The following is a 23,982-nucleotide window of genomic DNA, read 5'->3' as shown; positions in this document are numbered from 1 at the left end:
GTTTAATTAAGCAGAATTATGAGAGATTAGAGTCTATAGCCGCTTCCGCTTATAAAAGCTAACAAATACCGCGGCCAGTAAAAGCAAAACAATCGCTATGCCGGTAGTAACAGCTTCGCTGGTACTACCTTGCTGCTGCGGTGTATTGCCTTGGCCGCCGAAGTCGCCGCCCATGCCGCCACCGCCGAAACCGCCGCCGCCCATGCCGCCGGCGAAGCCCATACCGCCACCCGGGCCGTAGCCGCCCTCGGGGAAGCTCGGACCGCCCATAGCGCCCGGCTCACCGCCGGGAACGCCTTGGCCGGTCTGCCCACCTTGCGCCGCTTGACCTTGCGGCGCACCGCCATTGCCGCCTTGCGGCTGCTGCCCCGCCGCCGCACCGGCACCGCCCTGTGCGGCTTCGCCAGCCGCCGCGCCCGCCTGCCCTAGCGCCGCGCCGCCAGCCGCCGCGCCCGCCTGCCCTTGCGTCGCTGCGCCAGCCGCTGCGCCATCGCCCTGCGCCGCCTGCCCGCCAGGCGCAGCACCAAACCCACCGCCGCCGCGCCCGCCGCCAGCGCCGCCCATACCAGCGCCGCCGAATCCGCCACCACTGCCGTTGCCGTCATTAGTAGCGGGAATCGTGCCGTCGAGCTGCTGCGAGACGTTGCCCGCCATGGTCGACATGAAGGTCTTCACGGACTCGAGGCCGCTCTCATACTGCTCGAAGGTATAGAAGGCAGAAGGGTCGGCCTTCACGTAACTTGCAATCATGGTATCCAGCTCGTTGATCCGGGCCTGGAAGGTCTCATCCTTCAGGTAGCCGCTCAGCATGCTGCGGACAATCTCGTGATATTTCGCTAAGTAAGTCTCATTCGCCAGCAGCTTCGCTACCAGCGGCCGCTCGGCGAGGGTGCCCTGAGTAGGCTCGTCAATCAGCACATCCGAGCCGCCCATGCCGCCGAAGGCCATGTTGTAATCCCACGGCAGGATGGAGAAGATGCCGTCATCTTCATACAGGTAGTAATTCTGCTTGTTGCTGCCGAGATAACTGTCCATATTGCCGGTCACTGCGTTCAAGGCAATATAGCCGAGAGCGTCATCGACATCGATGTATTTTTCATAGTCGGTGCCGTTGTTCAGCTCATCCAGCATGTCGACGAGAATGTCATCGTTTGATTTCTTCGATTTCATCTCAAGGCCGGTGTAGAGTGAAGCGTCATCCCCGAGCCAGGTCAGATCGCTGCCCTGTCCGGTCATCTGGCCTTTATAGAGTGCGCCGTAGGTGTTGCCGAAATGGCGTTCCAGATAGGTATCGCCGATCTGCTCTACCGCCAGATAGAAGCCCTTAAGCTCCCCGTTGACATAGATATTGACGAACGAGTATTTTGGCACGGGCAGTCCCATGCTCTCCGCAAGCTCATAGGTCAGGAATTCCCGCATGTATGAGGCGTCGCTGTAGTTGTTGTTGAGATTGATTTTGGTAATTCCGAACAGGTTCTGATTCACATACTCGTCAAAAGACAGCTTGAAGCTGTACCGGTCCGAATCGCTCATCTGCACCACGCTGCGCAGACTTAAATTCCCTTTGGTCCGCACTCCGACATTATCCATTTGGATGCCGTTATATTCGACGGAGGCCGTCTTGTATTCCTCGGCGCTGGCATTGTCCAGCATATCCTGGAAATCATCCGGGTCCAGCGTGATTTTGACATCTACAACCTTGTCCTTCGGAAAAACCTCTGTACCCTGACTCTGTTCCTCGCTTGATACCGCCTTGTTCTGCGTGTCCGTCATAGTGGTGCTGTTATCCGCAGAAGGATTTGAAATCTGACAACCAGCTATAGCGGTAACCAGCAGCAGGCAACTAAGAATGAGCAGAATCTGCTTACCTCGTGCTTTCATCTTGGGCACCGCCTTTCATGAATATAGATCTACCAGCCTGCAGCAGGCCCGTGATCATGAGACATAGTCGCCGCTATAGCTGATCAGCAGGGCATTCTTGACACCGGTAAGGCTGGAGACCGTGTTCACGAATCCGCCTTCCTTGTCGTCTAGCCGTAGCTCAAGCGTAAGCTCAATATTGCCGGCCGTTACCGTTTTTTGCTTCATATTATACCGTTTCACCGATTTGTTCAGATGGCTGTGGATTTCCTTCTCGCTGTCGTCGCCGTCGCAGTTAATCACCAGCAGGTACGGAGTTTCGATAGAAGAACGTTTAATGAACAGGAACAGGATCAGGCCGATGATGATGGAGCCGATAATAGCCAGTGTGAAGAAGCCCGCGCCCGTTACGATTCCGGCAACAGCTGCCCAGAACAGGAAGATCAGGTCGGTTGGATCTTTGATAGGCGTTCTGAAACGGACGATAGACAGCGCACCGACCATACCGAGTGACAGCACGAGGTTCGAGTTGATCGCGATAATGACGGTTGCCGTGATCATGGTCATGCCCATCAGAGAGACGTTGAAGCTTTTGGAGTATAGGACACCGCTGAAGACCCGTTTGTACAGAATGTAAATGAAGAATCCGATCAGAAAAGCAACGCCGAGCGTAATCAGTATTTTGGAGATGCGGATATCGGAAACGAAGTTGTCGGTCACAGAGCTTTTGATCATATCGGAAAAGGTAGTTGCCGTGTCGTTCGCTCCCTGTGCTGCGGCTGCAGCCAGACTTGCTGTGATGCTCATATCAATAATCCTCCCAAGTGTTGGTTTTTAGAAATTTCCGGCAAATGACGTATTTAGAAGCGGACTGCCGGTTCAGACCTTCAAGCTGCAGGGCAATCCGGATATAATCGGGCAGGTATTCATCGAATTTGACCTCGAAAATAATTAAGCTCCCGTCAAGTGCCCGGACCGGCTGCAGCTCCTTGCTGAATATATCCACCGCATGCAGTCCCGTACGAAGCTCTTTGTCAAAAGTAATCCGCACGTTGCCGTTATGGCATACATAAGGCTCGCGGACATAATCGACGATCACCTTCGGGCGCAGCAGGTTATGCCGCATCTGATTGTAGAGCTCCATAAACAGCGGCTTATCCGGTACATTCAGCACCTCATAGTTGCCGGCCATAATCTCATCGTACATGTCCCGCGTCAGCGGTTCTTTGATTTTGGCGATATAATCATCCATCTTTATTTTTTTCTCAAAATGAATGACATCGTCCTGCACATTGTAGATCCGTATGCGGTATTTGGCACGTTCACGCAGGCCTCCCAGCTTGTCGGACAACGCTGTATTGTTCATATCATCGAAATACAGGCTGCGGATATGGTATTCCCCGCTCTCGTCAGCATTCTGGTCTGTATCCATTAGGCTCTGGAGCCGCTGCCGGATGATAAGATATTGATGATAGCTAATGAAGAATTTCAGCTCGTGCCGGAATTGCAGCCTCTTGTTCATCTCACACCTCATTTCTCTCTCTAAGTTCTTGCGTGATCTGGCCGCTGACCCTATTCTAAGGGACCGACCTTATGATTTTCTTAAATTGAACTGAACGTCAGCTGAATGTTTTTACACTGCGTTTACAAATGTCACGAAATGTAAGGTTATTCCGGGGACGGGGATTTGACTTCCTGATGCCACTGGGGCTACCCTAGAATACAGAAACAGAACGGATCGAGCGGCGGGCTCAGAGAGATTGCAAGAATTGAAGCTGCAGGCGGAGGGAGCACATGAAAGACTTGAAAACATTCATTATCATCGGAATTATAGTCGTTGTGTTGATCATACTGGCGCTTGGCGTGGAGCGGCTCAAATCGGAGCGGGCCGCAGGGGGAGGATCTGAATTCTCGGGTGTACTCTACGATTTGGTCAGTACGTTTAAGGGTGATGCGGCCACCAGCCGCGCCTTTACCTGGTACACCGGGGACCCCGGAGCAGACGGCTGGCTTGAGGCAGTGAAAGGCGGGGCGGCTGATTTTACCGGAGATGGGGTCATTAGGGTTCAGGCAGCCAATACTGTGATCAAGACGGATCAGGGTACAGCAGGCGTGCACAAAGCCGAGATTACCGGACTGGAGCCGGGAACACGCTACACTTACCGGGTTGGCAGCGGGGAGGAACAGGAGTGGAGCCTTGCGTATGAGTTCAGCACTGCGGAAGCGGACAGCGGTCAGGTGACCTTTATCAACGTTACGGACTCCCAGGGAGTAACAGATGCGGATTTCGCAATCTGGGGCAACACCCTGGAACAGGCATTCAAGACCTTCCCGGCAGCAGAGTTTATTGTGCATAATGGTGATTTTACTGAAGATCCGGAGGATAGTGCGGCATGGAACAGTTTTTTCACTCACGCACAAGATTACATGGTTTCGTATCCCCTCATGCCTGTGACCGGTAACCATGACGAGATTGATGAAGAGGCGGAGCTGTTTACCTCACATTTCCATCTGCCGGATAACGGGGCCAAGGATTCGATCGCCGGTACCTCCTATTCCTTCGATTACGGCCCGGTTCATGTGACTGTGCTGAATACAGAGAGTAATCTGAAGAAGCAGGCTGACTGGCTGAAGAAGGACCTTGCAGGTACGGATAAACCGTGGACAATCGTAGCGATGCACCGTCCGGCGTATGGCGGGAACATGTACAGTAAGGTGGAGGACTGGACGGAGATTTTTGACAAATATAACGTGGATCTTGTGCTGCAGGGGCATAATCATGAGTATTCCCGTTCTTATCCGCTGCGCGCCGGTGAAATCGTGCCTGAGAGTGATGGTGGCAATGTTACAACAGGCGGAACGGTCTATGTGGTGACCAACGCCTCCGGGGCCAAATTCAACGAGAAGAAGGAAGACCAGTTCTACCATAAGGTTCATTTCCAGAATAATAAGCCGATGTTCGCCGGAATCACGGTTAGCGGGGATACCCTGACCTATCAGGCGTATGATACCTCTGGCAACAAGCTGGATGAGTTTGTTCTGAAGCATTAGAAATAGGGGTTCTTTTGGATGACATTCCATTAGAACCTTTTATTGTTAAAATAGTAATAAAAAGTGTGAAAATGGTACGATGATTGCTGACAGTTTTCTTATGGATTCGACCGTTTTCCCTCACTGTACAGGTTGTCAGCGCTCTATAATGAAAGCGTTATCAAAGAAAGAACCTGGGAGGTTAGAACCGTGATTCGAAAACGTATCCGAAGAATGGGAATGGTTGTCCTGCTGGCTGCAATGCCCTGCTCATTGTTTACCGTTTCTCCCGCAGTAACTCATGCCGCAGCAAGTGAAGCCTACAACTGGAACAGCGTGGTTACCGGTGCAGGCGGAGGGTTTGTTCCGGGTATTATTTTTAACCAGACTGAGCCGAATCTGATCTATGCGCGGACGGATATCGGCGGTGCCTACCGCTGGAATCAGACATCCGGCAGCTGGACATCGATCAGCGATGCTGTCGGCTGGGTGGACTGGAACAAGAATGGCGTAGATGCGCTGGCAACCGATCCGGTGAATCCGGACAAGGTGTATATGGCTACCGGCACCTATACGAACTCATGGGACGATAATGGACAAATCATGCGCTCCAGCGACCGGGGAAATACGTGGCAGACAACGCCGCTGCCGTTCAAGGTTGGCGGTAACATGCCCGGACGTTCGGCAGGCGAACGGCTTGTGATTGACCCGAATAAGAACAGCATCCTGTTCTTCGGGGCGCGGAGCGGGAACGGTCTGTGGAAGAGCACCGACTCCGGGGTCACTTGGTCCAAGGTCAGCTCCTTCCCTAATGTGGGGACGTACATTCAGAATCCGACGCTTGATTACGGCAATGATCTTGTAGGATTATCCTGGATTACTTTTGATAAAAGCACAGGCACCTCCGGGAATGCCACCCAGACGATTTATGTGGGAGTAGCGGATACGGCAAGCAGTGTCTACCGCAGCACGGACGGGGGAGCAACCTGGAGTGCACTGCCCGGCCAGCCTGTAGGTTATCTGCCGCATCATGGTGTTCTGTCTTCTACAGGTGATCTGTATATTACCTACAGCAATGGCGTTGGGCCGTATGACGGCAGTAAAGGCGAGGTCTGGAAATGGAACAAAACAAGCGGGGTGTGGACGAATATCAGTCCGTCTACGGGAACCGATAACTGGTACGGATTCGGCGGACTTGCCGTTGATGCGCAGCATCCTGACACCGTGATGGTCTCCAGTCTGAATGCCTGGTGGCCGGATGAAGTCATCTTCCGCAGCACCAACGGCGGGGCAACCTGGAGCCGGATTTGGGATTGGGGTAATTATCCGGAACGGACCTATAAGTTCGCAATGGATATCACGGCTGCCCCGTGGCTTGACCATGGAGTAACGTCCACCTCCCTTGATCCTTCGCCCAAGCTGGGCTGGATGATGGGGGATCTGGAGATTGATCCGTTCAACTCCAACCGGATGATGTACGGTACGGGTGCTACCATCTATGGTTCAAATAACTTAGGCGCTTGGGATACCGGCGGTAAAGTCAATATTTCCGTGATGGCGAAGGGAGTGGAAGAGACTGCAGTGCTGGGGCTGATCAGCCCTCCAGCAGGAGCACACCTGATTACTGCACTCGGGGATGTGTCCGGCTTCCGGTATGATGATGTCACTGCAGCACCGGTGAAGTTCCAGACAAGTCCTTCCTGGGCAACCACAACCGGCATCGATTATGCTGAGTTAAGCCCAGCCTATGTAGTACGTGTTGGCGGTGCGGACAAGGAGAAGTCCCCAAGCATGAAGTCAGTCGGGATCTCCAATGACGGCGGCACGAACTGGTATATGCCGAATGCAGAGCCCTCGAACGGGACTAAGACGACTGCCGGGCAAGGCCAGGTAGCTGTATCCGCGAGCGGCAACTCTATTCTGTGGAGCACCTCGGATATTGGCGTGTACTATTCCAAGTCGACCGGCAATTCCTGGACAGCCAGCAGCGGTGTGCCTGCCGGGGCCAAGATTGCTTCGGACCGGGTGAATGCGAATAAGTTTTATGCCTTCTATGCGGGAACCTTCTACGTCAGTACGGATGGCGGAGCAACGTTCACGGCTACGGGAGCAACAGGCTTCCCGACCAATAATGTCGGTAATCTTCAGCCGAATCAGGCCCAGATCAGCATCAAAGCCATGCCGGGCATCGAAGGCGATATCTGGTTTGCCGGCGGCAATACGGTTGAGAACAAATATGGCTTATGGCACTCTGTCAATTCAGGCGCAAGCTTCACCAAGCTGGCCAATGTTGATGAAGCTGACCTCATCGGGTTCGGCAAGGCAGCGCCGGGCCAGAGCTACATGGCACTCTATACAGTAGCTCAGATCGACGGTGTGAGAGGGGTCTTCCGGTCTGATAATGCCGGGGCCAGCTGGGTACGGATCAATGACAATGCCCATCAGTATGCCAAAATCAACATGGCCATCACTGGAGATCCGCGCATCTACGGACGCGTATATCTGGGAACCAATGGCCGGGGCACTTTATACGCTGATCCGGTGAACCCGCCGGCGGCAGGCTCAACAATTACACCGGTCAGTGCCAGCTTCGATAAGAAGACGGCGAATCAGGCGGATATCAACGTGACGGTGACGCTGAACGGGAACACACTAAGCAGCATTAAGAACGGCGCGGCAACGTTGACTGCCGGAACGGATTATACTGTGAGCGGCTCGGCAGTCACGATCAAGAAAGCATACCTGGCAGCGCAGGCGGTGGGCACGACAACGCTGAGCTTCAATTTCAGCGCCGGAGCGGCGCAGACCTTGGCTGTTGCGGTAGTGGATACAACAACGCCGGCCAGCAATTCTGCGATCACGCCGGTAAGCGCCAGCTTCGACAAGAAGACGGCGAATCAGGCGGATATCGCCGTGACGATGACGCTGAACGGGAACACGTTAAGCAGCATTAAGAACGGCGCGGCAACGTTGACCGCCGGAACAGATTATACTGTGAGCGGCTCGGCAGTCACGATCAGCAAAGCATATCTGGCAGCGCAGGCGGTGGGTACGACAACGCTGAGCTTCAATTTCAGCGCCGGAGCGGCGCAGACTTTGGCTGTTGCGGTAGTGGACACAACAACTCCGGCCAGCAATTCTGCGATCACGCCGGTCAGTGCCAGCTTCGATAAGAAGACGGCGAATCAGGCGGATATCGCCGTGACGATGACGCTGAACGGGAACACGTTAACCTCGATTAAGAACGGTGCGGCATCGTTGACCACCGGGACGGATTATAGTGTGAGCGGTTCGGTTGCCACGATCAGCAAGGCGTATCTGGCCGCGCAGGCGGTGGGTACGACAACGCTGAGCTTCAATTTCAGCGCCGGAGCGGCGCAGACCTTGGCTGTTGCGGTAGTGGACACAACAGCACCGGCCGCTGGCGCCATTAAAGTTCAGATGTACAACAGCAGCACAGCGGCTGCGGCCAATACGCTGAGCCCGAAGATTAAGCTGATGAATACCGGCACGGCTGCTGTTTCATTGGCCGATGTGAAGATCAGATATTATTACACTATTGACGGTGAGCAGACCCAGAGCTTCTTCTGCGACTGGTCGCAGGTGGGAAGCGCGAATGTGACCGGGACGTTTGTGAAGCTTCCGGCTGCCAAGACCGGAGCTGATTATTACCTGGAGCTTGGATTTACAAGCGCAGCAGGTTCCCTTGCGGCCGGGGAGAGCATAGATATTCAGCTGCGGGCGTCCAAGTCGGATTGGAGCAATTACACCCAGACCGGAGATTATTCCTTTAATGCAGCAGGTACGGCTTATGCGGATTGGGCCAATATTCCGGCCTATATCTCCGGCAGCCTGGTATGGGGGAATGAACCATCTTGATTAGGAGTTCAAGTAAGTAGAGTAGCAGAGTCTTGAACAGCTTCGAACAGACAGCCCCCTTCCGCAATAGTGCGGAGAGGGGGCTGCTTGCTGTGTGTAGAATGAATCTGCCAGCGCTATAGCGGCTATAAAGTCTGCCCGCTGTCGACTGTGATAATCTGCCCGGTCATGGCTTCCTGAGCGAGCGCGGAGCAGATGAAACGGGCGATATCTTCCGGCGCGGCAATGCTCTGCAGCAGCAGGTTCGGTGCGAGCTTGTGCATCTGCGCTTCCCGGCCCGCCCACCAGCGTGTCGCTACGGCTCCAGGGGCAACGCAGTTGACCCGGATGTCAGGGGCGAGAGCCTTGGCCAGCGACCGGGTCAGACCGTGAACAGCCGCTTTGGACACCGCGTAAGGAAGTGACGAACCGGCACCCGTATTTCCGGCAATACTGCCGAGATTGACGATGGCTCCTTGTCCGCTTGACTTCATATACGGGGCGGCTGCCCGGGCACAGAAGAACATACCTTTGACATTCACGCCGTATAATTCATCCCACACCTCCGAGGTGACGGCTTCCAGATCATCCATAGGAATATGCTGCGTGATACTGGCATTATTCACCAGCAGGTTTACAGTGCCGTAGGTCTGTACTACTTGTTCTACCATTGCCCGTACCTCGGTATTTGCGGACACATCAGCTTGTACAGCAATGGCCTGCCCGCCCTGCGCTATGATCATGTCAACCGTTTCCCGGGCTTCCGCTTCCGAACGGGAATAATTCACGGCAACCTTTACACCTTGCCCGGCAAGCTGAAGGCTGGTTGCCCGCCCGATACCTGTTCCTCCGCCTGTCACTATCGCGACTTTACCCTTCAGATCCATCCTTATCCGCTCCCGACTTCTTATTGTTATGGAATATCCTGAGTACAATTGTATTCAGTTTGCCTGGTTTTGTATAATTGAATGAAATGAAGGATTGGTTCAATAATATTGAACTATATCGAGCGCACTAGAGCAATCTCAACAGCAGATGGTCAATGGACTCTGTAATGAAACATCCTCAAGCTCAGGGAGGCTGAATGCTATTCGCCATTCCCTATTGCACTCTGTACAGTAGAATTCTGTGAAATCGGTGAATGTGAGCAGAAATGAGGAAATCAATTGTATGAAGGACTTGTAGAAAATGCAATGAAGAACGATAGGACGGCGAAAAACGGGATAAGTGTAGGGATAAAATAAATGTATTTTGCCGGGAGTCTTACTGGAAAGAGGTTAGCGAAAATGGATTTCAAAACTTTAAAAACCTTTCAGGCCATTGTGAGCACAGGAAGCTTTAACCGTGCAGCCGAAGAGCTTAGCTATGCCCAGTCTACGGTAACTATGCAGATCCAGAAGCTTGAGGCTCAACTGGGCGTTCAGCTGCTGGAGCGCGGCAAACAGCAGGTGATCCTGACGGAGGCCGGGAGGCTGTTCCATGAGCAGAGCCTGCAGATTGTGAAAGACATGGAGCGGCTGCAGAGCAGTCTGGCTGATCTGCAGTCGGGCGGAGCAGGGAGCGTCCGGATCGGTGTAACCGATCCGACTGCGAGTTACCGGCTGCCGCAGCTTTTGCGCATATTCATGGAACAGTTTCCCCGGATCGTACTTTCAGTAGAGATTGCCGGAACAGCGGCTCTCAGCGGGCGGCTCCTCCGGGGAGAACTCGACATGATTCTGTGCTCCGCCCCGCAGCTTGGGACGGAGCTGTATTTCGAGCCGCTTTTCACCGAGCAATTCGTGCTGCTGCTGCCCGAAGGTCATCCTCTGGAGACGGAGAAGGAGATTACTGCGGACCTGCTTCGCGGACACCGTCTGCTCATTACGGCTGCGGATTGTCCTTACCGTAAGAAGCTGGAGAGTATTTTGCAGGAAGCAGCCGGTCCCCCGCTGAACACCATGGAAATCGGCAGTATGTCCGCCTTGAAATTCTATGTGGAGAACGGTATTGGGATGGCTTTTGTACCTGAGATTACCTTACAGACTCTTCCGTCTGGTACAGTGGTCAGGAGACTATCAGGGCCGGCAGTTGATATGAGCTGCGGAATCGCCTGCAGAATAGCTGATTACCCGCTGAGGGGGGCGAACTTACAAGTCTATCAATTCCTGAAGCGGGAATTGGGGATACCTGTGCATATGTAAATAGAGCTGATAAGAACCGTTTTTGACAACTATACTTTACTTCCACATCCGGCAATTCATGACGAAACTCATGGGCGGCCGGCTTTTTTTGTGTAAGGATTGAATTTATTGTACTCAAAGGGAACCATTGTCCCGCAGCGGACCAATATAGAGTGAAAACCAAGACAGAGAGGAGAGAGACGGATGACTGAGGAAGAGCTGCATGGCTGTCTGCAAAGGCTGAAAGAAGGAGACAAGGATGCTTTCACTGCGCTGCATGACAGCATCAGGCACCAGGTGTACGGGACAGTCTGTCTGCTTGTTGACCGGCAGGGCGATGTGGCTGATGTAGTGAATGAAATCTACATCGAATTGTTCCGTAGTCTGCCGCAGTATGACAGGAATCGGCCTTTTGGGGCATGGCTGAACGGAATGATTGTACGGCAATGCAGCAACTGGAGCCGGAGGAGCTGGCGCAGGCTGCGCATCCAGATCCGCAGCAGGGAGAATGCAACAGAGTTGTTGCTGCCGGGAGCGGATACACCGCTCCTTGAGCAGGAACAGCGGGGAGAGCTGCTCCAGCTGGTTGCTGGGCTTCCCCCTAAACTGCGCAGTGTTGTTGTCCTTCGCTACTATGGGGAATGCAGCTTTGACGAGATTGCCTCTGCCTTGGAGATACCGCTGGGTACCGCTAAATCCAGGCATCACAAGGCAATGCGCAAACTGCGGCAGCATGCCGTATTCACAGAGGAAGATGAGATGAAGGGGGACTATACATGCCTGTCGAAAGTCAATTGAAACGGGAATTTGCCAGCCTTAAGCAGAATACAGTAATGCCGGAACAGCTGGAGACACAGATTTCCGCAAGCTTTGATCAGTACTTCAAATTCCAAAACGAACGGAAAACCAAAAGACATATGCGCGGCACTGCAAGGATAGCGGTTGTTCTCTGCGGCCTGATGCTGTTCGGAGGCGTGGTTTATGGTGCGGAAAGGTTATGGGCCGTTACATATGGTTCTACTGGAATAAAGGTGATCGTTCATTCGGACTATACTGAATCCGATGAACACGGTGAGCACGTGAAGCTGCTTGTTGAAGACATTCAGACTAAACTGGCTGTGAATGAATCCGCCTTCCTGTACGTGTCACTGCCCAATGGGGGATATGACCTGCTTAAGGTGAACTGTCCGCAGCTGTTCTCCGATATAGAGAGCTGGAAGGAGGTCATCGAGCCAATTACCGGAAAGCTGGCTGTGCCAAGCAGTCTGCCGGAAGGATATTATTTTGCCGAAGCGAGATCTGACAGTCAGATTGGGATTATAGACGAGTCCTGGGTAAAGAAATACACCAATGTCCTCTCGAAAAGGGTCAAGCCCGGTGAGGATTATGCCTGGATCAAGAGCTTCAACACTCCTAATAGAATAGCTAAGACTGTAAGCCCGCAGCTCATATATGAGGGTCCAAGAGGGAAAAGTGATGCAATTGTGGTTAAGTATACGCCTAGCGGACCGGAAGCGCAGCTCACAGCAAATTTTGCAGCGGCTACTACGGTTGAGGAGATGAAGGTTGGAGCTTTAGATGCTTTATATATTGTGAATAAAGAAGCTTATGGGAACCAAAACAACTATTATGCTTATATCCAGTGGATCGAGCTAGGGGAGAATAACGAATGGAACATTTTGCATGAAGTAAGCACAGAATCACCGGATGTATCCAAAGAGACTCTGCTTAAAGTTGCCGAAGGCCTGCGCTAAAGCGGCCTATGCCAAGGTCAGCTGCATGCTTGTCCCGCTATAACTAAAATAAATCCCCCTATAACACATATAAACCTCTATTATTGATAGCTTCATCAACAATAGAGGTTTATATAATAACCACTATACCCATGTTCTTCTCAGACTCCTTATCCTATCCTTTGTACTCAGCCGGGTAGAAATCGTCCGAGGCGGCAGTCAATTTGCCTATCCTGCCCGTTAAATCTTCTCTAATTCATCCGCTGACCACGATAGGATTGATTGTGGGCTTTTGAGCTTTAAGAAGCTCATACCATTTCGTGTAGGGATGGATTGAAAGCTATAACGCCAGGATCAAAGATATAGTCTCAAGCTCAGGGAGTACAGCTGCTTAAGAGGACTGCCGGAGATTCTGCCCCCGCATGCGTTCTTACCGCAGTGTATGGTTCCTTGAGTTGATACCTGTATTATACCGTGACATGCCGCAGCCGTAAAAAGGCGAATACTTTAAATTTGCGGTTATTTTTCACTGTAAGATCATGTAAGCGCTATTATGCTTCCTTATCCTTAGTTTTTTAGGAGGATTCCGAACACAAGCCCTTATTTCGCCAAAAAGCCTCCTGATCAGGAGGATTCGGACTGAGAATCCTTTATCCTGTTCTTTTAAGCGCTATAACAAGGCGTTTCAGGACATTAACGGAATCTCAGTCCGAATGTCCTGGCAATTCGCCATTTCTTCGCAAATAACGGAATCCCAGTGCTCCTCACGAGCTGATGCGTTCATGAGCCCGTGATGCTCTAGCCAATCTCCAGCCAAGCTCCAGGTGAGGAAAAGTGCAATTGCTAAGCTACTTAGCTCCAGCATGATTTGTCCGCAGGTAGCTTCACAATCTCTAGCTTGATTCACCTGCAGGGCAAATTTGGTGCCCTGGAACAGTGCTGTCTTATAAAATGGACGGCAAAAGCGTTGCCGTTTGCTGTATAATTTACTGATTGTTATGTTGCGGTTCAGCTATCCGGGCACTTGAGGGAGGAAGAAAAGGATGAGTTTGTTTGGAGTGAGGCTTGACGGAACCCGCAGCGGGTTAATCAAGTCTTTTCTGGAGGATAATTATGTATGTGCGGGAGATCCTGTTGTTGGAGATCTGGAGTCCAGCGGGAGAGAGGATATCCGCAGCAGGCTGGCTGCATCCGGAGCTTATCAGGGGCAGGAGCTGGAAGAAGCTCTCAGCAGTTTAGACACGTTCGTCAACGTGATGCAGGACGGGGATTATGTGCTGATTGCGGATGAGGAATGGGTATACCTTGGCGATCTGGGTGATTATTTCTTTGATGCCCGGCAGGAGAGTGTGGAGGGCGGAACTGCGCACCGGCGCGGAGTAACCTGGCTGAAGAGTCTGCCCCGTACAGCTGTGAATTCTGCAGTACAAGCACGGCTTGCTTCGGATCAGGAGGTTACCCGCTATTCAGGGCTGCTGCCTGCAGCAAGAATGGATTTGTGGCTTGCAGATTCTTCGGCTGGCGATATGGAGACTGCTCATTCCCCGGCCCGTGTGGATGAAGCCACAATAGCTGAGGCGCTGGCTGTTCTGAAGGCTGCCCTGCACAGTCCCGATGCGGAGCGGCGGGAACGCGCGGCAGCGGCTATACTGCATTATGCCAAATGAACATCAGACTGAAGCTTTATCTTATAAAATCACAGCAAAAAGGTCTTCCGGTTAAGCTGCCGGAAGACCTTTTTGCTGTCAACTATTAAACAGGGACTTCGCTGGACCGGGTTTATTCTCAGATAAATTCAACGAACTCATTAACCGGCTTGCGGTAGCCGCGCGGTCTAATTTTGTGCTTGTTGTCTTTGCCGATCGTAATCAGCATTACCGGAACGAAGTTGTCGCTGAGCCCGAGGGTAGCTTTCACCGCCTCCGGATCAAAACCGATCATCGGGCAGGTATCCCAGCCCTTGTCTTTGGCAATCAGCATGAACTGCATAGCTGACAAGGAAGCATTGCGGATTGCTTCATCCCGCTGGAAAGCGTCTTTTCCAGTATAAGAATCATTAATAGACTGAATGGTGCGGTCGTAATCCTCTTCGCTCATGGCTCCCAGCATTTTAAGTCCGCTATAGATTTCTGGAGCCTGCTGGTAGGCGTTTTTGTCACCCAGCACGACGATGACAGCCGAGGCGGTGTGGATTTTGTATTGACCGTAAGCACCTTTACGGATTTCTTCCTTCACAGTGTCATCGCTGATGACTTTGTAGTGGGCGTGCTGCAGGTTGAAGGCCGATGGAGCCAGGCGGGCCAGTGAGAACATCTCCTCCAGCTCATTCTGTGGGATTTGCACCCCTTCAACGAAATTCATTGCCGATCTGCGGGACTGTACCAATTCTGAAAAAGCACTCATAAATAATGACCTCCATTGGGATATGTATGTTGGTTAGTAAAAATCAATAGCTGATATTAATAAATAAGCTTACAATAAGTTACTTGCTTAAAATATCACAACTACAAGTGTACGTCAATGATTAAACAACAGTAAATTGTGAATTTTAGTTCAAATAGTCGATAAATTTTGAAAAAGCGAGAAAAGAAGTGATTTTAATCACAAAATAAGGCTATAAAGCCAAAAACATTGTGACATTTATTACAACCGGAATGTTATAATAGTCACATAGTTTCAGTGGATGAATACTTTTAAGCAGCAATGCCATTGTAAAGGAGACTTCAATATGTCAGAAACCATTACCCAAACCCCTTTGGAACAAGAAATACCCGCAGCAGGCCTTCCCCAAGAGGATTTGCTGAATCAGCTTCTGAAGCCGGAAGTTCAGGAATCCCTGATTCTTCTGGTGGAGCAGCTGCCGCAGATTACCCAACTGGTGAATGTATTAACCAAATCGGTCGATTTCGTACAGTCGGTTGCAACGGATGAAGTATTGAAAAATGATACGGTAGGCGCAATCAAGGAGATGGCGGGTCCTGTGGTAGGCTCTGTCAAGAATTTGGCGGCTACGGTTATTGAAGCGAAAGACCGCGCGGATGCAAGCAGTGAAACCATCAGCCTGTTTGGCATGATGAAAATGATCAAGGACCCGCAGGTACAAAACGTGCTCCGTTTCATGAATGCATACCTGCAGGTCAGCGGCGAACGCCAATCCGGTAAGTAATTATTGTTCAATTCTTAATCGTAGGGATGGAGGAAATATGATGTCAAAACACATAGTTATTCTAGGTGCAGGTTACGGCGGCTTATTGAGTGCGCTAACCGTGCGCAAATATATGAGCAAAGCTGAAGCCAGAGTTACAGTGGTTAATCAGTATCCGACACACCAGATCATTACCGAACTACACCGCCTTGCAGCAGGAAGTGCTTCTGAACAGGCGGTTGCCATGCCGCTTGCCAAGCTGTTCGCCGGTAAGGATATCGATCTGAAGATTGCCAAGGTTAATTCGTTCTCGGTGGAGAACAAGCAAATCATCCTCTCGGATGGTGTAATGCTGACTTATGATGCTCTTGTTGTCGGTCTGGGCAGCACGACGGCTTATTTCGGCATTCCGGGACTTGAACAGTACAGCATGGTGCTGAAATCGGCGGCGGATGCACTGCGGATTCACGGACATATTGAAGACCGGATTCGTGAATATGCCAAAAGCGGCAATGCGGCCGATGCAACCATCCTGATCGGCGGGGGCGGCTTGACAGGTGTTGAGCTTGTAGGTGAAATTGCCGATGTACTGCCCAAGCTGACTAAGAAATATGGAGTGAATCCGGCTGAGATCCAGCTGCTGCTCGTAGAAGCCGGCCCGAAGATTCTTCCGGTTCTGCCGGATCATCTGATTGAGCGCGCTACAACCAGCCTCGAGAAACGGGGAGTTCAGTTCCTGACAGGTCTTCCTGTTACTAATGTAGCAGGCAATACCATTGATCTGAAGGACGGCCGCCAGATTGTGGCGAATACCTTCGTCTGGACCGGCGGCGTGCAGGGCAACCCGCTGATCGGTGAGTCCGGGCTTGAAGTGAACCGCGGCCGCGCAACCGTGAATGAGTTCCTGCAATCCACTTCACACCAGAATGTATTTGTAGCCGGTGACAGTGCGGTTGTGTTCGCACCGGACGGCCGTCCGTATCCGCCAACGGCACAAATCGCCTGGCAGATGGGTGAACTGATCGGTTATAACCTTTACGCTTACCTGAATGATAAAGCCTCCGAGACCTTCAGTCCGGTGAATTCCGGGACACTTGCCAGTCTGGGACGCAGAGACGGAGTAGCGATTGTCGGCGGCAATTCCACACCGCTGAAGGGTCTGCCGGCAACGCTGATGAAGGAAGCAAGCAATATCCGGTATTTGACCCATATTCACGGGTTGTTCAGTCTGGCCTATTAATTCTCTCCTAACCATCTATCCTATAGCAGGCCGCTTCCATGCGGCAGATCATCCCCTTTAACCGCCGGCAGGCAGTTGAAGGGGATTTTTCATGAATTCAGACGGTGAAAGGAGAGCTGTGTGAAATTACATAGTAAATTACTGGAAGGACCTTTATCCTGAATGAGGCATACATCCTTTATATGAACTTTTTGCGCAGCACTAGGAGGAGAAGATGATTCAGAACGGATTTACATGCAATTGGATGGAGGTTCAAACGGACGGGCAGGGCCGCGGATTGTATTATAAATATTCTGCATACCGTGCGCCTGCTGTCATCTTTATTTCCGGATTAGGGGATGGTTGCGATTCCTGGAGCGGTGTCCAGGAGAATATTGCGCAGCATGCCTCAACCCTCGCTTATGACAGACCCGGTACCGGGACCAGCCCGGGAGTGCCGGGGCCGCGCTCCTGCCAGGATCTGGTGGAGGAGCTGTACCGGCTGCTTGCACTGCTGGATATTAAAGCCCCTTACATTCTGGTCGGTCATTCCTTTGGCGGTCTGGTAGCCAGACTCTTCGCTTGCTGCTATCCTGAGCGGACTGCGGGAATTGTACTGATAGATGCTGCAGGCGAATATAAGGAGCTTACTTATGAGCAGGTGCTGCCCCCGCAGCATATCGCTGCGAACCGGGCGTACCTGCTGAACCCTTCGCTCAATAGGGAGCAGATCGATAAGATGCAGAGCTATAAGCAGATCTCTGCTGCCCGGGGTTCCATGCCAAGCCAGGTTCCGCTGTCGGTGATAACCAGGGGGCTTGCGGATGAGGATGGATCAGACTGGCCGGCACACGCGATACTGGAGATTGAGCAGAAGAGCCAGGCGGAGTTCCTGGAATTATCTGCGGCCAGCAGACAGCTGATTGCGCCGGGTAGCGGTCATTATATCCATCATGACCAGCCCGGGCTCGTCATTGAAGAAATTATTGGGATGATACAAGCTCATTCCAATCGGGCTTAAAAACTGATATCAGCGTCTTCACAAGAACCTTCACAATACTGGAGATTATCAGCAATCAACCGAGAAGCCGCAGAAGGCAACCTGCATACTGCCCTGCATGAAGCGCTTAGAGCTGTGAACAGATTTACTCCGTAAATATGTAATGAAAACGTATTCGCAGAAAAATCTATTTGTTATAATGTTGATGTTTATACCATTACAGATGTTTTCATAGGAGGATTTCAGGCATGCCATTTCAAAAGAACGATATCATCCTGTTCCAGGGTGATAGTATCACGGATTGCGGCCGCAATTACGCAGACGCTTCATCACTTGGTGTAGGTTACGCGCTGATGGCGGGCGCTCGTCTTGGGCTGCAGTATCCGGAGAAGAACCTTACCTTCATCAACCGCGGCATCAGCGGCAACCGCGCCGTGGATCTGCAGGAGCGCTGGGACCGGGATTGTCTGGAGCTTAAGCCGACCTGGGTGTCGATTTATATCGGTGTTAATGATACCTGGCGCTGGTTCGATTCCGGGCAGGAGACTACTGCAGCTGAGTTCGAGGCTTCCTACCGTGATCTGATTGAACGCACCAAGCAGAGCCTGGATGCCAAGCTGGTGCTGGTTGAGCCGTTCGTACTGCCGGTGCCGGAAGACCGTAAGGGCTGGCGTAAGGACCTGGACCCGAAAATTCATGTGGTCCGTGAGCTGGCCCGTGAATATGGCGCTGTATTGGTCCCGCTGGACGGACTGTTCGCCGCCGCATCGGTTAAGGCCGAGCCTGCCTTCTGGGCCGGGGATGGCGTACATCCTTCACCTGCCGGCCATGCGCTGATTGCAGAAGCCTGGATGAAGGCTGTAGGGGCTATAAGCTAAAGCGGAATATAGCAGACTACTCCCAACATATTGAGTTTGCTGCTCAGACCGGTTCCTGCGTATCAAGCGGACCGGTTTTTGGCATACGCCGGGGCGGATAGGTTGCCTTCTGAACGGAAGCGGGAGATCCGTGAATTTCACTCTGCTTAAGAAGGCTGTTATACTTGTATCATACATAAGGATGTGGAGGTGGAACCCATAAGGCGGCTACTGCTGATTCTGCCTGTTCTTCTGGTTGTTCTATTAAGCGGCTGCCAGAATGCTTTCGGCTACATTAATTCAAGATGGATTTCTGAAATTGATTTGACCTATAACTCTATAGAGAGCCAAGCGGAGACGGCTCCCTTTGAGTCCAGGATTTTCAAAGACGGCGAGTTCATTAAGACGATGGCTTCTGCCATGAATACAAGCAAGCGTATTGCGGGAGAGCTGGATTACGATGCGGATTTCCGCATGAAGCTGGTGTACGGGGACGGCTATACAGAAGAATTTATTCTGGGTCTGGGCGAGCAGGAGGGGAACACCGGTCTGCTGCTGTCCGCTGAGCGCAGCGGGACAGGCTATACAGTCTCCGCCAAGAATGCCGATAAGCTGCGCAGGCTGATCTTCAGCGGCGGAAGTCCAGCAGCGGCGAAGTCCGAAGCGGATGAGGCATCGGTGGTAACTCAAGGTCCGGTAACGGTCTCACGCAATGATTTATTCCCGGTCACAGGAAACAAGGAATTTCTGAACCTGCAGCTGCTGAAAGGCAGGTACAGCGAGGATTGGTCCAGCCCATCACCGCTGGCTGGACGGAGCTGGAGCGGGCAATTCCGGCTGGCCATTACGGATGAACAGGGCGCAGCACTGGGCACGTTCGCGCTGAGCCGGCATTTCACCGAAGAATTGAGCTTCGGCGATTTGTTCCAGATTCAGTTCGCTGATTACAACGGAGACGGTAATCCCGATTTTACGGTTGGCCAATATGGTTCTTCGAACGGATCATTGTTCAAGCTGTTTACAGTGAAGCCGGATCATTCGATCCAGGAGCTGCAGATTAAGGGGGCGGCATCCGGGCTGTTTATCAGTAGTCCTGACCGGTATTCGGTCAAGCTGGAGACAGTCGAAGGCGGTTTCCGGGCGGATCATTATGACAACTCTGTTGGCAGGCAGGTTGAGACTTCATACCTCTGGGACGGAGCCGCTTTTCAGGAAGTTGCCGGAGAATCAACAGATACGAGAGGAATGTGAACAGGATGACGAGCGAGACACTGCAGGATTTGCAAGGACTGAAGGCAGCCGGTAAAGTGGTAGGCCACACCATCGCCGAGATGAGGAAAAGTGTAGTTCCCGGAATGACGACTGCAGAGCTGGACGAAGTGGGCGCGAGGATTCTGAACCATTTTGGCGCGAAATCTGCCCCTAAGGTAACCTATAACTTTCCCGGAACCACCTGCATCAGCGTCAATGAAGAGGTGGCACACGGAATCCCGGGTCAACGGGTGATCCAGGCCGGCGATTTAATCAATATTGATGTCTCGGCCGAGCTGAACGGGTACTACGGGGACGCCGGAGTATCTTTTCAACTGCCTCCTTATAATGAGAAGCTGGTCCATCTCTGCCGGAGTACGGAGGAAACCATGATGAGCGTGATTAATCACCTCAGAGCGGGAATGAAGGTGAACGAGATCGGCAGGGTTATGGAGTCGGAGGCACACAAGCGCGGCTATAAGGTTGTGCGCAATCTGTGCAGCCACGGCATCGGCAAATCGTTGCATGAGAAGCCCTATGAAATCCTGCCGTTCTATAATCCGCGGGTAACGACGGTGCTGAAGGAAGGACAGGTCATCACGATAGAGCCATTCCTGTCTACGGGTGCGGATTTTGTAGAGCAGCAGTCGGATGGATGGACGCTCAGTGTGGCGGACAACAGCCGTGTTGCCCAGTACGAACATACGATTGTGGTCACCAAAGGCAAACCGATTATTCTGACAAGCGCCTAAGAGCTTAGCACCTAAGAACGAACAGATACGGTCTGCCCTGAAGAGGGTGGACTTCTTTATTATTGTATTCTACCAATGGAGGGACAAAGAATGGACAATCTACCGCAAGTCAGCAATGCATTCATGACGTTTATGAAGGAAGCACCGGAGCAGCAGAAGGCCTGGGGGGAAGTCGTGCAGAAGCTGGATGCAGCAAGTGCGCTTGACGCCAAAACAGAAGAAATTGCCTATATCTCCGTACTCGCGGCGGTCAGGCTGGAAAGCGGGCTGGCCTTTCATGTCAAGCATGCCAAATCACTCGGCGCTACCCGTGAGGAGATTATAAGCGCAGTCCTGCTGCCTCTTCCGGCTGTAGGCAATGTGGTCATTCAGGCCTTGCCCGTTGCTTTGCAGGCTTACGACAGCGAGTAAAATTACAGGACGACGGATATTGAAGGAGCGGGTAGCGTGAAAATTGCTTTTATTCTGTTTGACGGCATTACGTTTCTGGATTTCGCGGGTTTTTATGATGTAATCTACAGGCTGCGCCAGTTCCCAGCAGGGGAAGGGCTGGAGTGGGATATCTGCGGTCCGGCCGGGGAAATCACAGATGAAATGGGGCTTACGGTCAAAACCGGTAAAGTGCTGCCGGATTTATCAGTGTATGATCTGGTATTTGTGCCCGGCGGGTCCGGGACGAGGGCATTGCGTCATGACGAGAGCTTTATCTCCTGGCTTCAGGGAGCAAGCGGGGTTCCATATCTGGTATCCGTATGCACCGGTGCCCTGCTGCTGGGTGCTGTCGGATTACTGGAGGGACGAAGGGCCACAACGCATGCATCGGCATATGAGCTGCTTGAGCCGTATTGCCGGGAAGTGGTTCAGGCCCGGATTGTGCAGGACGGGAATGTTATTACCGGAGGCGGGGTCTCAACCTCAATTGATCTGGGATTATATCTGGTATCCTTATTTGCCGGCCGGGAGGCTATGGCTGCCGTGAAGCAGCAGATCGACTATCCGTATGATGCGCAAGGCGTTGTAATGTACTCCAATGAAGGAAACCATTGAAACCGGAGGGATGAAGGTGAATAGTGGCAAGCTTGCCGCATTGCCGTTTCAGCAGCAGATAGAGAACAGTGAACAATGGCCGCTGCTCGCAGAGGATTACATGAACCGGAGCGGGCTGCCGGGTCCGCGGGCGAACCTGAGCCTTGCCGGGGAGTTCTCCCGATATTACGCCCGTACTGGGCTTTCAGCACAGTCGTTGTCGCTGCTCACTTCCTGGACGGATATTTCTGCAGCGGAGGCGGAGGCTAATGACCCGGAGGAATTTCTTCCATTCTGTGCTTTACTGGCTTACGGTGCGTATTACGGATATGCGGAGCAGGGAGAAAGATCCGGGATAGAAGTCAGGCTGCGCAGGGCAATGAATGATTCAAGATGGCGCGTTCGTGAGGCGGCGGCCATGGCATTGCAGCAGATTGGAGAGTTCGGCTTCGGGCTGCTGCACAGGCTGCTTGAAGGCTGGAGAATGGAAGCGACCGTGCTGGAACTGCGTGCTTTTATTGCCGCGCTGGCGCATCCTCCCTTGCTTAAGGAACAAGCCTGTGCCGACTACAGTCTGGAGCTGTCAGAGCAAATCCTGAACGAGCTGCTGTCGGGCAAATACAGACAAGCCGATCCTGAGCATCTCCGCGTATTATCCAAAGGAATGGAGTATGCGCTTAGCCTGTTTGTTGCCAGCCAGCCGGATGCGGGCTTTGCCTTGCTGCGCAGACTGGCCGGGAGCGGCGATAAGCTGATGATCCGGATCGTGAAGAGTAATCTGGGGAAGAAACGTCTGAGTCAGAAGTACCCCGAGGAGGTCACGGAGCTCCTTGCAGGATTGACAATTATCTAGAATGTAACTATTATTGTTACATCTGCCGGGAAGCATTCTGGTCAGTATGAAGGAGAGATTCCCATGAACATCAGCACCCGGTTTGCGGTCGCTATTCATATTCTAACTTTAATAGACAGCAACAAAGACGGTAAAAGCACCTCGGAGTGGATCGCCGGCAGCGTCAATACGAATCCGGTTGTCATCCGCCGCCTTACAGGCATGCTGAACAAGGCCGGTCTGGTGGAGGTACGCCCCGGGGTAGCCGGTGCGAAGCTTACCCGGAGTAGCGCGGATATCACGCTTCTGCAGATTTACAAGGCGGTCAATGCAGTGGAAGAGGATTCACTCTTCTCTGTCCACGAGCATCCGAACCCGGAGTGCCCGGTCGGCAAGAACATTGCCGGGGCAATTATTCCCGTGTTCTCTCTTGCGCAGAAAGCGATGGAGAATGTGCTGCAGGAGGTTACACTGGATCAGATCGTACATCAAATTCCTGTTTCGTGAGGCAGAGGAGGAATATGGTATTCGAAACTCTATGCGCAAGCGAAAAGGCGCTGCTTTTTATATAACGGTATTGCTCGGGCTCGGGTTATTGTATCTGCTCATTTGTCCTTCTCCTACCCCTGAGCTCGCTGTACGCAAGAGCCTGCTGATTCGTGATCCGGCGGCTGCATTGGCAGGCAGGGTTACAGAAGGACGGATTAAGGATGATCCAAGGTACGGTAATCTGTACTTTGCTGAACAAACAGAGCGAAGCTACATCTATGTGAAGAAAAGCAGACTGGGCTGGAATGTAACCTCAAGCGGCACCGGCCCGTGATGTAAGATTTTGTAGACTGCCACAGAAACTTAAGGAAACTTTCAGCAGAGATTTATGTACTTTTAAGGTTCGGGGAGTATATTAAAGGTCTCCACCCCCCAGTGGATACATTTATGATAGACCCCGCCGTGCCTCGGCAGGGTCTATCTCTTTGTTTAGGACTTATAAATTCATCAAACCTTTATGTGATTTTCATCAGGCATTAAGCTTCAGCCTGTATATTAATCACATGACCCCCTTATAATAGACTTTGGCCCTGCCGGATCCCGGCAGGGCCCCTTTTTTGATTGATAAGAATTTATATGTTTTGGGGTCCCCGCAATGTAACTGAGTCATAATCGAAGCCAAAGCCCCACTTTGTGAGGCTATTTCATGAGCGGATCTATGCTTTACACATTATTCCAGATGGTTTAGACTGACACCATGTGTGGCTT

General features: G+C 52.1%; 22 protein-coding genes. 17 read left to right on the top strand and 5 right to left on the bottom strand.

The features are described 5' to 3' along the window. Positions 1 to 33: 33 nt before the first annotated feature. From NYE33_RS26615 to NYE33_RS26605, 3 genes are read right to left on the bottom strand one after another with little or no spacing between them, the layout of a single operon-like run. Positions 34 to 1,881, bottom strand: coding sequence for a CotH kinase family protein (locus NYE33_RS26615; RefSeq protein ID WP_042136211.1), 1,848 nt, complete (start codon positions 1,879 to 1,881; stop codon positions 34 to 36). A gap of 54 nt (positions 1,882 to 1,935) precedes the next feature. Then, entirely contained in the window at positions 1,936 to 2,667 is a 732-nt protein-coding gene (locus NYE33_RS26610; protein WP_042136212.1) for a DUF4956 domain-containing protein, read from the bottom strand. Between the two features lies 1 nt (position 2,668). After that, positions 2,669 to 3,382: a polyphosphate polymerase domain-containing protein gene (locus tag NYE33_RS26605; protein ID WP_042136213.1), complete on the bottom strand. Its 714-nt coding sequence runs from the start codon at positions 3,380 to 3,382 to the stop codon at positions 2,669 to 2,671. Positions 3,383 to 3,654: 272 nt separating this feature from the next. Here NYE33_RS26605 and NYE33_RS26600 point away from each other — a divergent pair, with 272 nt between their 5' ends. Both NYE33_RS26600 and NYE33_RS26595 read left to right on the top strand, forming a co-directional pair. Next, complete coding sequence (locus tag NYE33_RS26600) at positions 3,655 to 4,911, top strand: purple acid phosphatase family protein (RefSeq protein WP_042136214.1); 1,257 nt, start codon at positions 3,655 to 3,657, stop codon at positions 4,909 to 4,911. A 192-nt stretch (positions 4,912 to 5,103) separates the two neighbouring features. Next, on the top strand, positions 5,104 to 8,769 hold the full coding sequence (locus NYE33_RS26595; RefSeq protein WP_442950226.1) for a X2-like carbohydrate binding domain-containing protein: 3,666 nt from the start codon (positions 5,104 to 5,106) through the stop codon (positions 8,767 to 8,769). 125 nt (positions 8,770 to 8,894) lie between these two features. Here the strand turns inward: NYE33_RS26595 and NYE33_RS26590 are convergent, their stop codons facing one another. Continuing rightward, positions 8,895 to 9,635, bottom strand: a complete 741-nt coding sequence (locus NYE33_RS26590; RefSeq protein ID WP_042136215.1) for an SDR family NAD(P)-dependent oxidoreductase — start codon at positions 9,633 to 9,635, stop codon at positions 8,895 to 8,897. Between the two features lie 399 nt (positions 9,636 to 10,034). Between NYE33_RS26590 and NYE33_RS26585 the strand changes: the two genes are divergently transcribed. The 4 genes from NYE33_RS26585 to NYE33_RS26570 all read left to right on the top strand — a co-directional run bounded on the left by NYE33_RS26585 (position 10,035) and on the right by NYE33_RS26570 (position 14,310). After that, the gene (locus NYE33_RS26585; protein WP_042136216.1) at positions 10,035 to 10,931 is read left to right on the top strand and encodes a LysR family transcriptional regulator; all 897 of its coding nucleotides are present in this window, start codon (positions 10,035 to 10,037) and stop codon (positions 10,929 to 10,931) included. 183 nt (positions 10,932 to 11,114) lie between these two features. Then, complete coding sequence (locus tag NYE33_RS26580; RefSeq protein ID WP_042136218.1) at positions 11,115 to 11,708, top strand: sigma-70 family RNA polymerase sigma factor; 594 nt, start codon at positions 11,115 to 11,117, stop codon at positions 11,706 to 11,708. After that, positions 11,687 to 12,664, top strand: coding sequence for a hypothetical protein (locus tag NYE33_RS26575; protein ID WP_042136220.1), 978 nt, complete (start codon positions 11,687 to 11,689; stop codon positions 12,662 to 12,664). Before NYE33_RS26580 ends, NYE33_RS26575 begins: the two co-directional genes overlap by 22 nt. 1,022 nt (positions 12,665 to 13,686) lie before the next feature. Next, positions 13,687 to 14,310 carry a hypothetical protein gene (locus tag NYE33_RS26570; RefSeq protein WP_042136221.1) on the top strand — a complete coding sequence of 208 codons (624 nt, stop codon included), beginning with the start codon at positions 13,687 to 13,689 and terminating at the stop codon, positions 14,308 to 14,310. Positions 14,311 to 14,428: 118 nt separating this feature from the next. Here NYE33_RS26570 and NYE33_RS26565 read toward each other — a convergent pair whose 3' ends face one another. Continuing rightward, positions 14,429 to 15,046, bottom strand: coding sequence for a nitroreductase family protein (locus NYE33_RS26565; RefSeq protein ID WP_042136223.1), 618 nt, complete (start codon positions 15,044 to 15,046; stop codon positions 14,429 to 14,431). A gap of 325 nt (positions 15,047 to 15,371) precedes the next feature. On the opposite strand from NYE33_RS26565, the gene NYE33_RS26560 reads away from it, so the two are divergent. The 11 genes from NYE33_RS26560 to NYE33_RS26510 all read left to right on the top strand — a co-directional run bounded on the left by NYE33_RS26560 (position 15,372) and on the right by NYE33_RS26510 (position 23,548). Further along, positions 15,372 to 15,809, top strand: coding sequence for a DUF1641 domain-containing protein (locus NYE33_RS26560; protein ID WP_042136226.1), 438 nt, complete (start codon positions 15,372 to 15,374; stop codon positions 15,807 to 15,809). 40 nt (positions 15,810 to 15,849) lie between these two features. Further along, positions 15,850 to 17,028, top strand: a complete 1,179-nt coding sequence (locus tag NYE33_RS26555; RefSeq protein ID WP_042136228.1) for an NAD(P)/FAD-dependent oxidoreductase — start codon at positions 15,850 to 15,852, stop codon at positions 17,026 to 17,028. Positions 17,029 to 17,272: 244 nt separating this feature from the next. Continuing rightward, positions 17,273 to 18,028, top strand: coding sequence for an alpha/beta fold hydrolase (locus NYE33_RS26550; protein WP_042141074.1), 756 nt, complete (start codon positions 17,273 to 17,275; stop codon positions 18,026 to 18,028). A gap of 227 nt (positions 18,029 to 18,255) precedes the next feature. Beyond that, a complete protein-coding gene (locus NYE33_RS26545; protein WP_042136230.1) occupies positions 18,256 to 18,885 on the top strand; it encodes an SGNH/GDSL hydrolase family protein in 630 nt (209 codons plus the stop codon). Positions 18,886 to 19,074: 189 nt separating this feature from the next. Then, positions 19,075 to 20,115 (top strand): hypothetical protein, encoded by a 1,041-nt coding sequence (locus NYE33_RS26540; RefSeq protein ID WP_042136232.1) that lies wholly within the window; start codon positions 19,075 to 19,077, stop codon positions 20,113 to 20,115. Between the two features lie 5 nt (positions 20,116 to 20,120). Further along, a complete protein-coding gene (map, locus tag NYE33_RS26535) occupies positions 20,121 to 20,867 on the top strand; it encodes a type I methionyl aminopeptidase (protein ID WP_042136234.1) in 747 nt (248 codons plus the stop codon). Between the two features lie 90 nt (positions 20,868 to 20,957). After that, positions 20,958 to 21,278, top strand: a complete 321-nt coding sequence (locus NYE33_RS26530) for a carboxymuconolactone decarboxylase family protein (RefSeq protein WP_042136236.1) — start codon at positions 20,958 to 20,960, stop codon at positions 21,276 to 21,278. A gap of 36 nt (positions 21,279 to 21,314) precedes the next feature. Next, on the top strand, positions 21,315 to 21,914 hold the full coding sequence (locus NYE33_RS26525; protein ID WP_042136238.1) for a DJ-1/PfpI family protein: 600 nt from the start codon (positions 21,315 to 21,317) through the stop codon (positions 21,912 to 21,914). Next, complete coding sequence (locus tag NYE33_RS26520; protein ID WP_042136240.1) at positions 21,898 to 22,746, top strand: HEAT repeat domain-containing protein; 849 nt, start codon at positions 21,898 to 21,900, stop codon at positions 22,744 to 22,746. The genes NYE33_RS26525 and NYE33_RS26520 overlap by 17 nt, the downstream gene beginning before the upstream one ends. A 63-nt stretch (positions 22,747 to 22,809) precedes the next feature. Beyond that, positions 22,810 to 23,232, top strand: coding sequence for an Rrf2 family transcriptional regulator (locus NYE33_RS26515; RefSeq protein ID WP_039297077.1), 423 nt, complete (start codon positions 22,810 to 22,812; stop codon positions 23,230 to 23,232). A 31-nt stretch (positions 23,233 to 23,263) separates the two neighbouring features. Further along, a complete protein-coding gene (locus tag NYE33_RS26510; RefSeq protein ID WP_042136242.1) occupies positions 23,264 to 23,548 on the top strand; it encodes a hypothetical protein in 285 nt (94 codons plus the stop codon). The last annotated feature ends 434 nt before the right edge of the window (positions 23,549 to 23,982 follow it).

It is taken from the genome of Paenibacillus sp. FSL R10-2199 (genome assembly GCF_038000235.1).
Classification (GTDB): Bacteria; Bacillota; Bacilli; order Paenibacillales; family Paenibacillaceae; genus Paenibacillus_AQ; species Paenibacillus_AQ phytohabitans.
The sequence above is the reverse complement of the archived record's forward strand: the minus strand, read 5'-3'. Positions and strand labels throughout refer to the sequence as shown.

Bases quoted from the DNA above. Each gene is read 5' to 3' on its own strand.
- NYE33_RS26615 (WP_042136211.1), bottom strand. From the start codon at position 1,881: ATGAAAGCACGAGGTAAGCAGATTCTGCTCATTCTTAGTTGCCTGCTG.
- NYE33_RS26610 (WP_042136212.1), bottom strand. From the start codon at position 2,667: ATGAGCATCACAGCAAGTCTGGCTGCAGCCGCAGCACAGGGAGCGAAC.
- NYE33_RS26605 (WP_042136213.1), bottom strand. From the start codon at position 3,382: ATGAACAAGAGGCTGCAATTCCGGCACGAGCTGAAATTCTTCATTAGC.
- NYE33_RS26600 (WP_042136214.1), top strand. From the start codon at position 3,655: ATGAAAGACTTGAAAACATTCATTATCATCGGAATTATAGTCGTTGTG.
- NYE33_RS26590 (WP_042136215.1), bottom strand. From the start codon at position 9,635: ATGGATCTGAAGGGTAAAGTCGCGATAGTGACAGGCGGAGGAACAGGT.
- NYE33_RS26585 (WP_042136216.1), top strand. From the start codon at position 10,035: ATGGATTTCAAAACTTTAAAAACCTTTCAGGCCATTGTGAGCACAGGA.
- NYE33_RS26580 (WP_042136218.1), top strand. From the start codon at position 11,115: ATGACTGAGGAAGAGCTGCATGGCTGTCTGCAAAGGCTGAAAGAAGGA.
- NYE33_RS26575 (WP_042136220.1), top strand. From the start codon at position 11,687: ATGCCTGTCGAAAGTCAATTGAAACGGGAATTTGCCAGCCTTAAGCAG.
- NYE33_RS26570 (WP_042136221.1), top strand. From the start codon at position 13,687: ATGAGTTTGTTTGGAGTGAGGCTTGACGGAACCCGCAGCGGGTTAATC.
- NYE33_RS26565 (WP_042136223.1), bottom strand. From the start codon at position 15,046: ATGAGTGCTTTTTCAGAATTGGTACAGTCCCGCAGATCGGCAATGAAT.
- NYE33_RS26560 (WP_042136226.1), top strand. From the start codon at position 15,372: ATGTCAGAAACCATTACCCAAACCCCTTTGGAACAAGAAATACCCGCA.
- NYE33_RS26555 (WP_042136228.1), top strand. From the start codon at position 15,850: ATGTCAAAACACATAGTTATTCTAGGTGCAGGTTACGGCGGCTTATTG.
- NYE33_RS26550 (WP_042141074.1), top strand. From the start codon at position 17,273: ATGGAGGTTCAAACGGACGGGCAGGGCCGCGGATTGTATTATAAATAT.
- NYE33_RS26545 (WP_042136230.1), top strand. From the start codon at position 18,256: ATGCCATTTCAAAAGAACGATATCATCCTGTTCCAGGGTGATAGTATC.
- map (WP_042136234.1), top strand. From the start codon at position 20,121: ATGACGAGCGAGACACTGCAGGATTTGCAAGGACTGAAGGCAGCCGGT.
- NYE33_RS26530 (WP_042136236.1), top strand. From the start codon at position 20,958: ATGGACAATCTACCGCAAGTCAGCAATGCATTCATGACGTTTATGAAG.
- NYE33_RS26520 (WP_042136240.1), top strand. From the start codon at position 21,898: ATGAAGGAAACCATTGAAACCGGAGGGATGAAGGTGAATAGTGGCAAG.
- NYE33_RS26515 (WP_039297077.1), top strand. From the start codon at position 22,810: ATGAACATCAGCACCCGGTTTGCGGTCGCTATTCATATTCTAACTTTA.
- NYE33_RS26510 (WP_042136242.1), top strand. From the start codon at position 23,264: ATGCGCAAGCGAAAAGGCGCTGCTTTTTATATAACGGTATTGCTCGGG.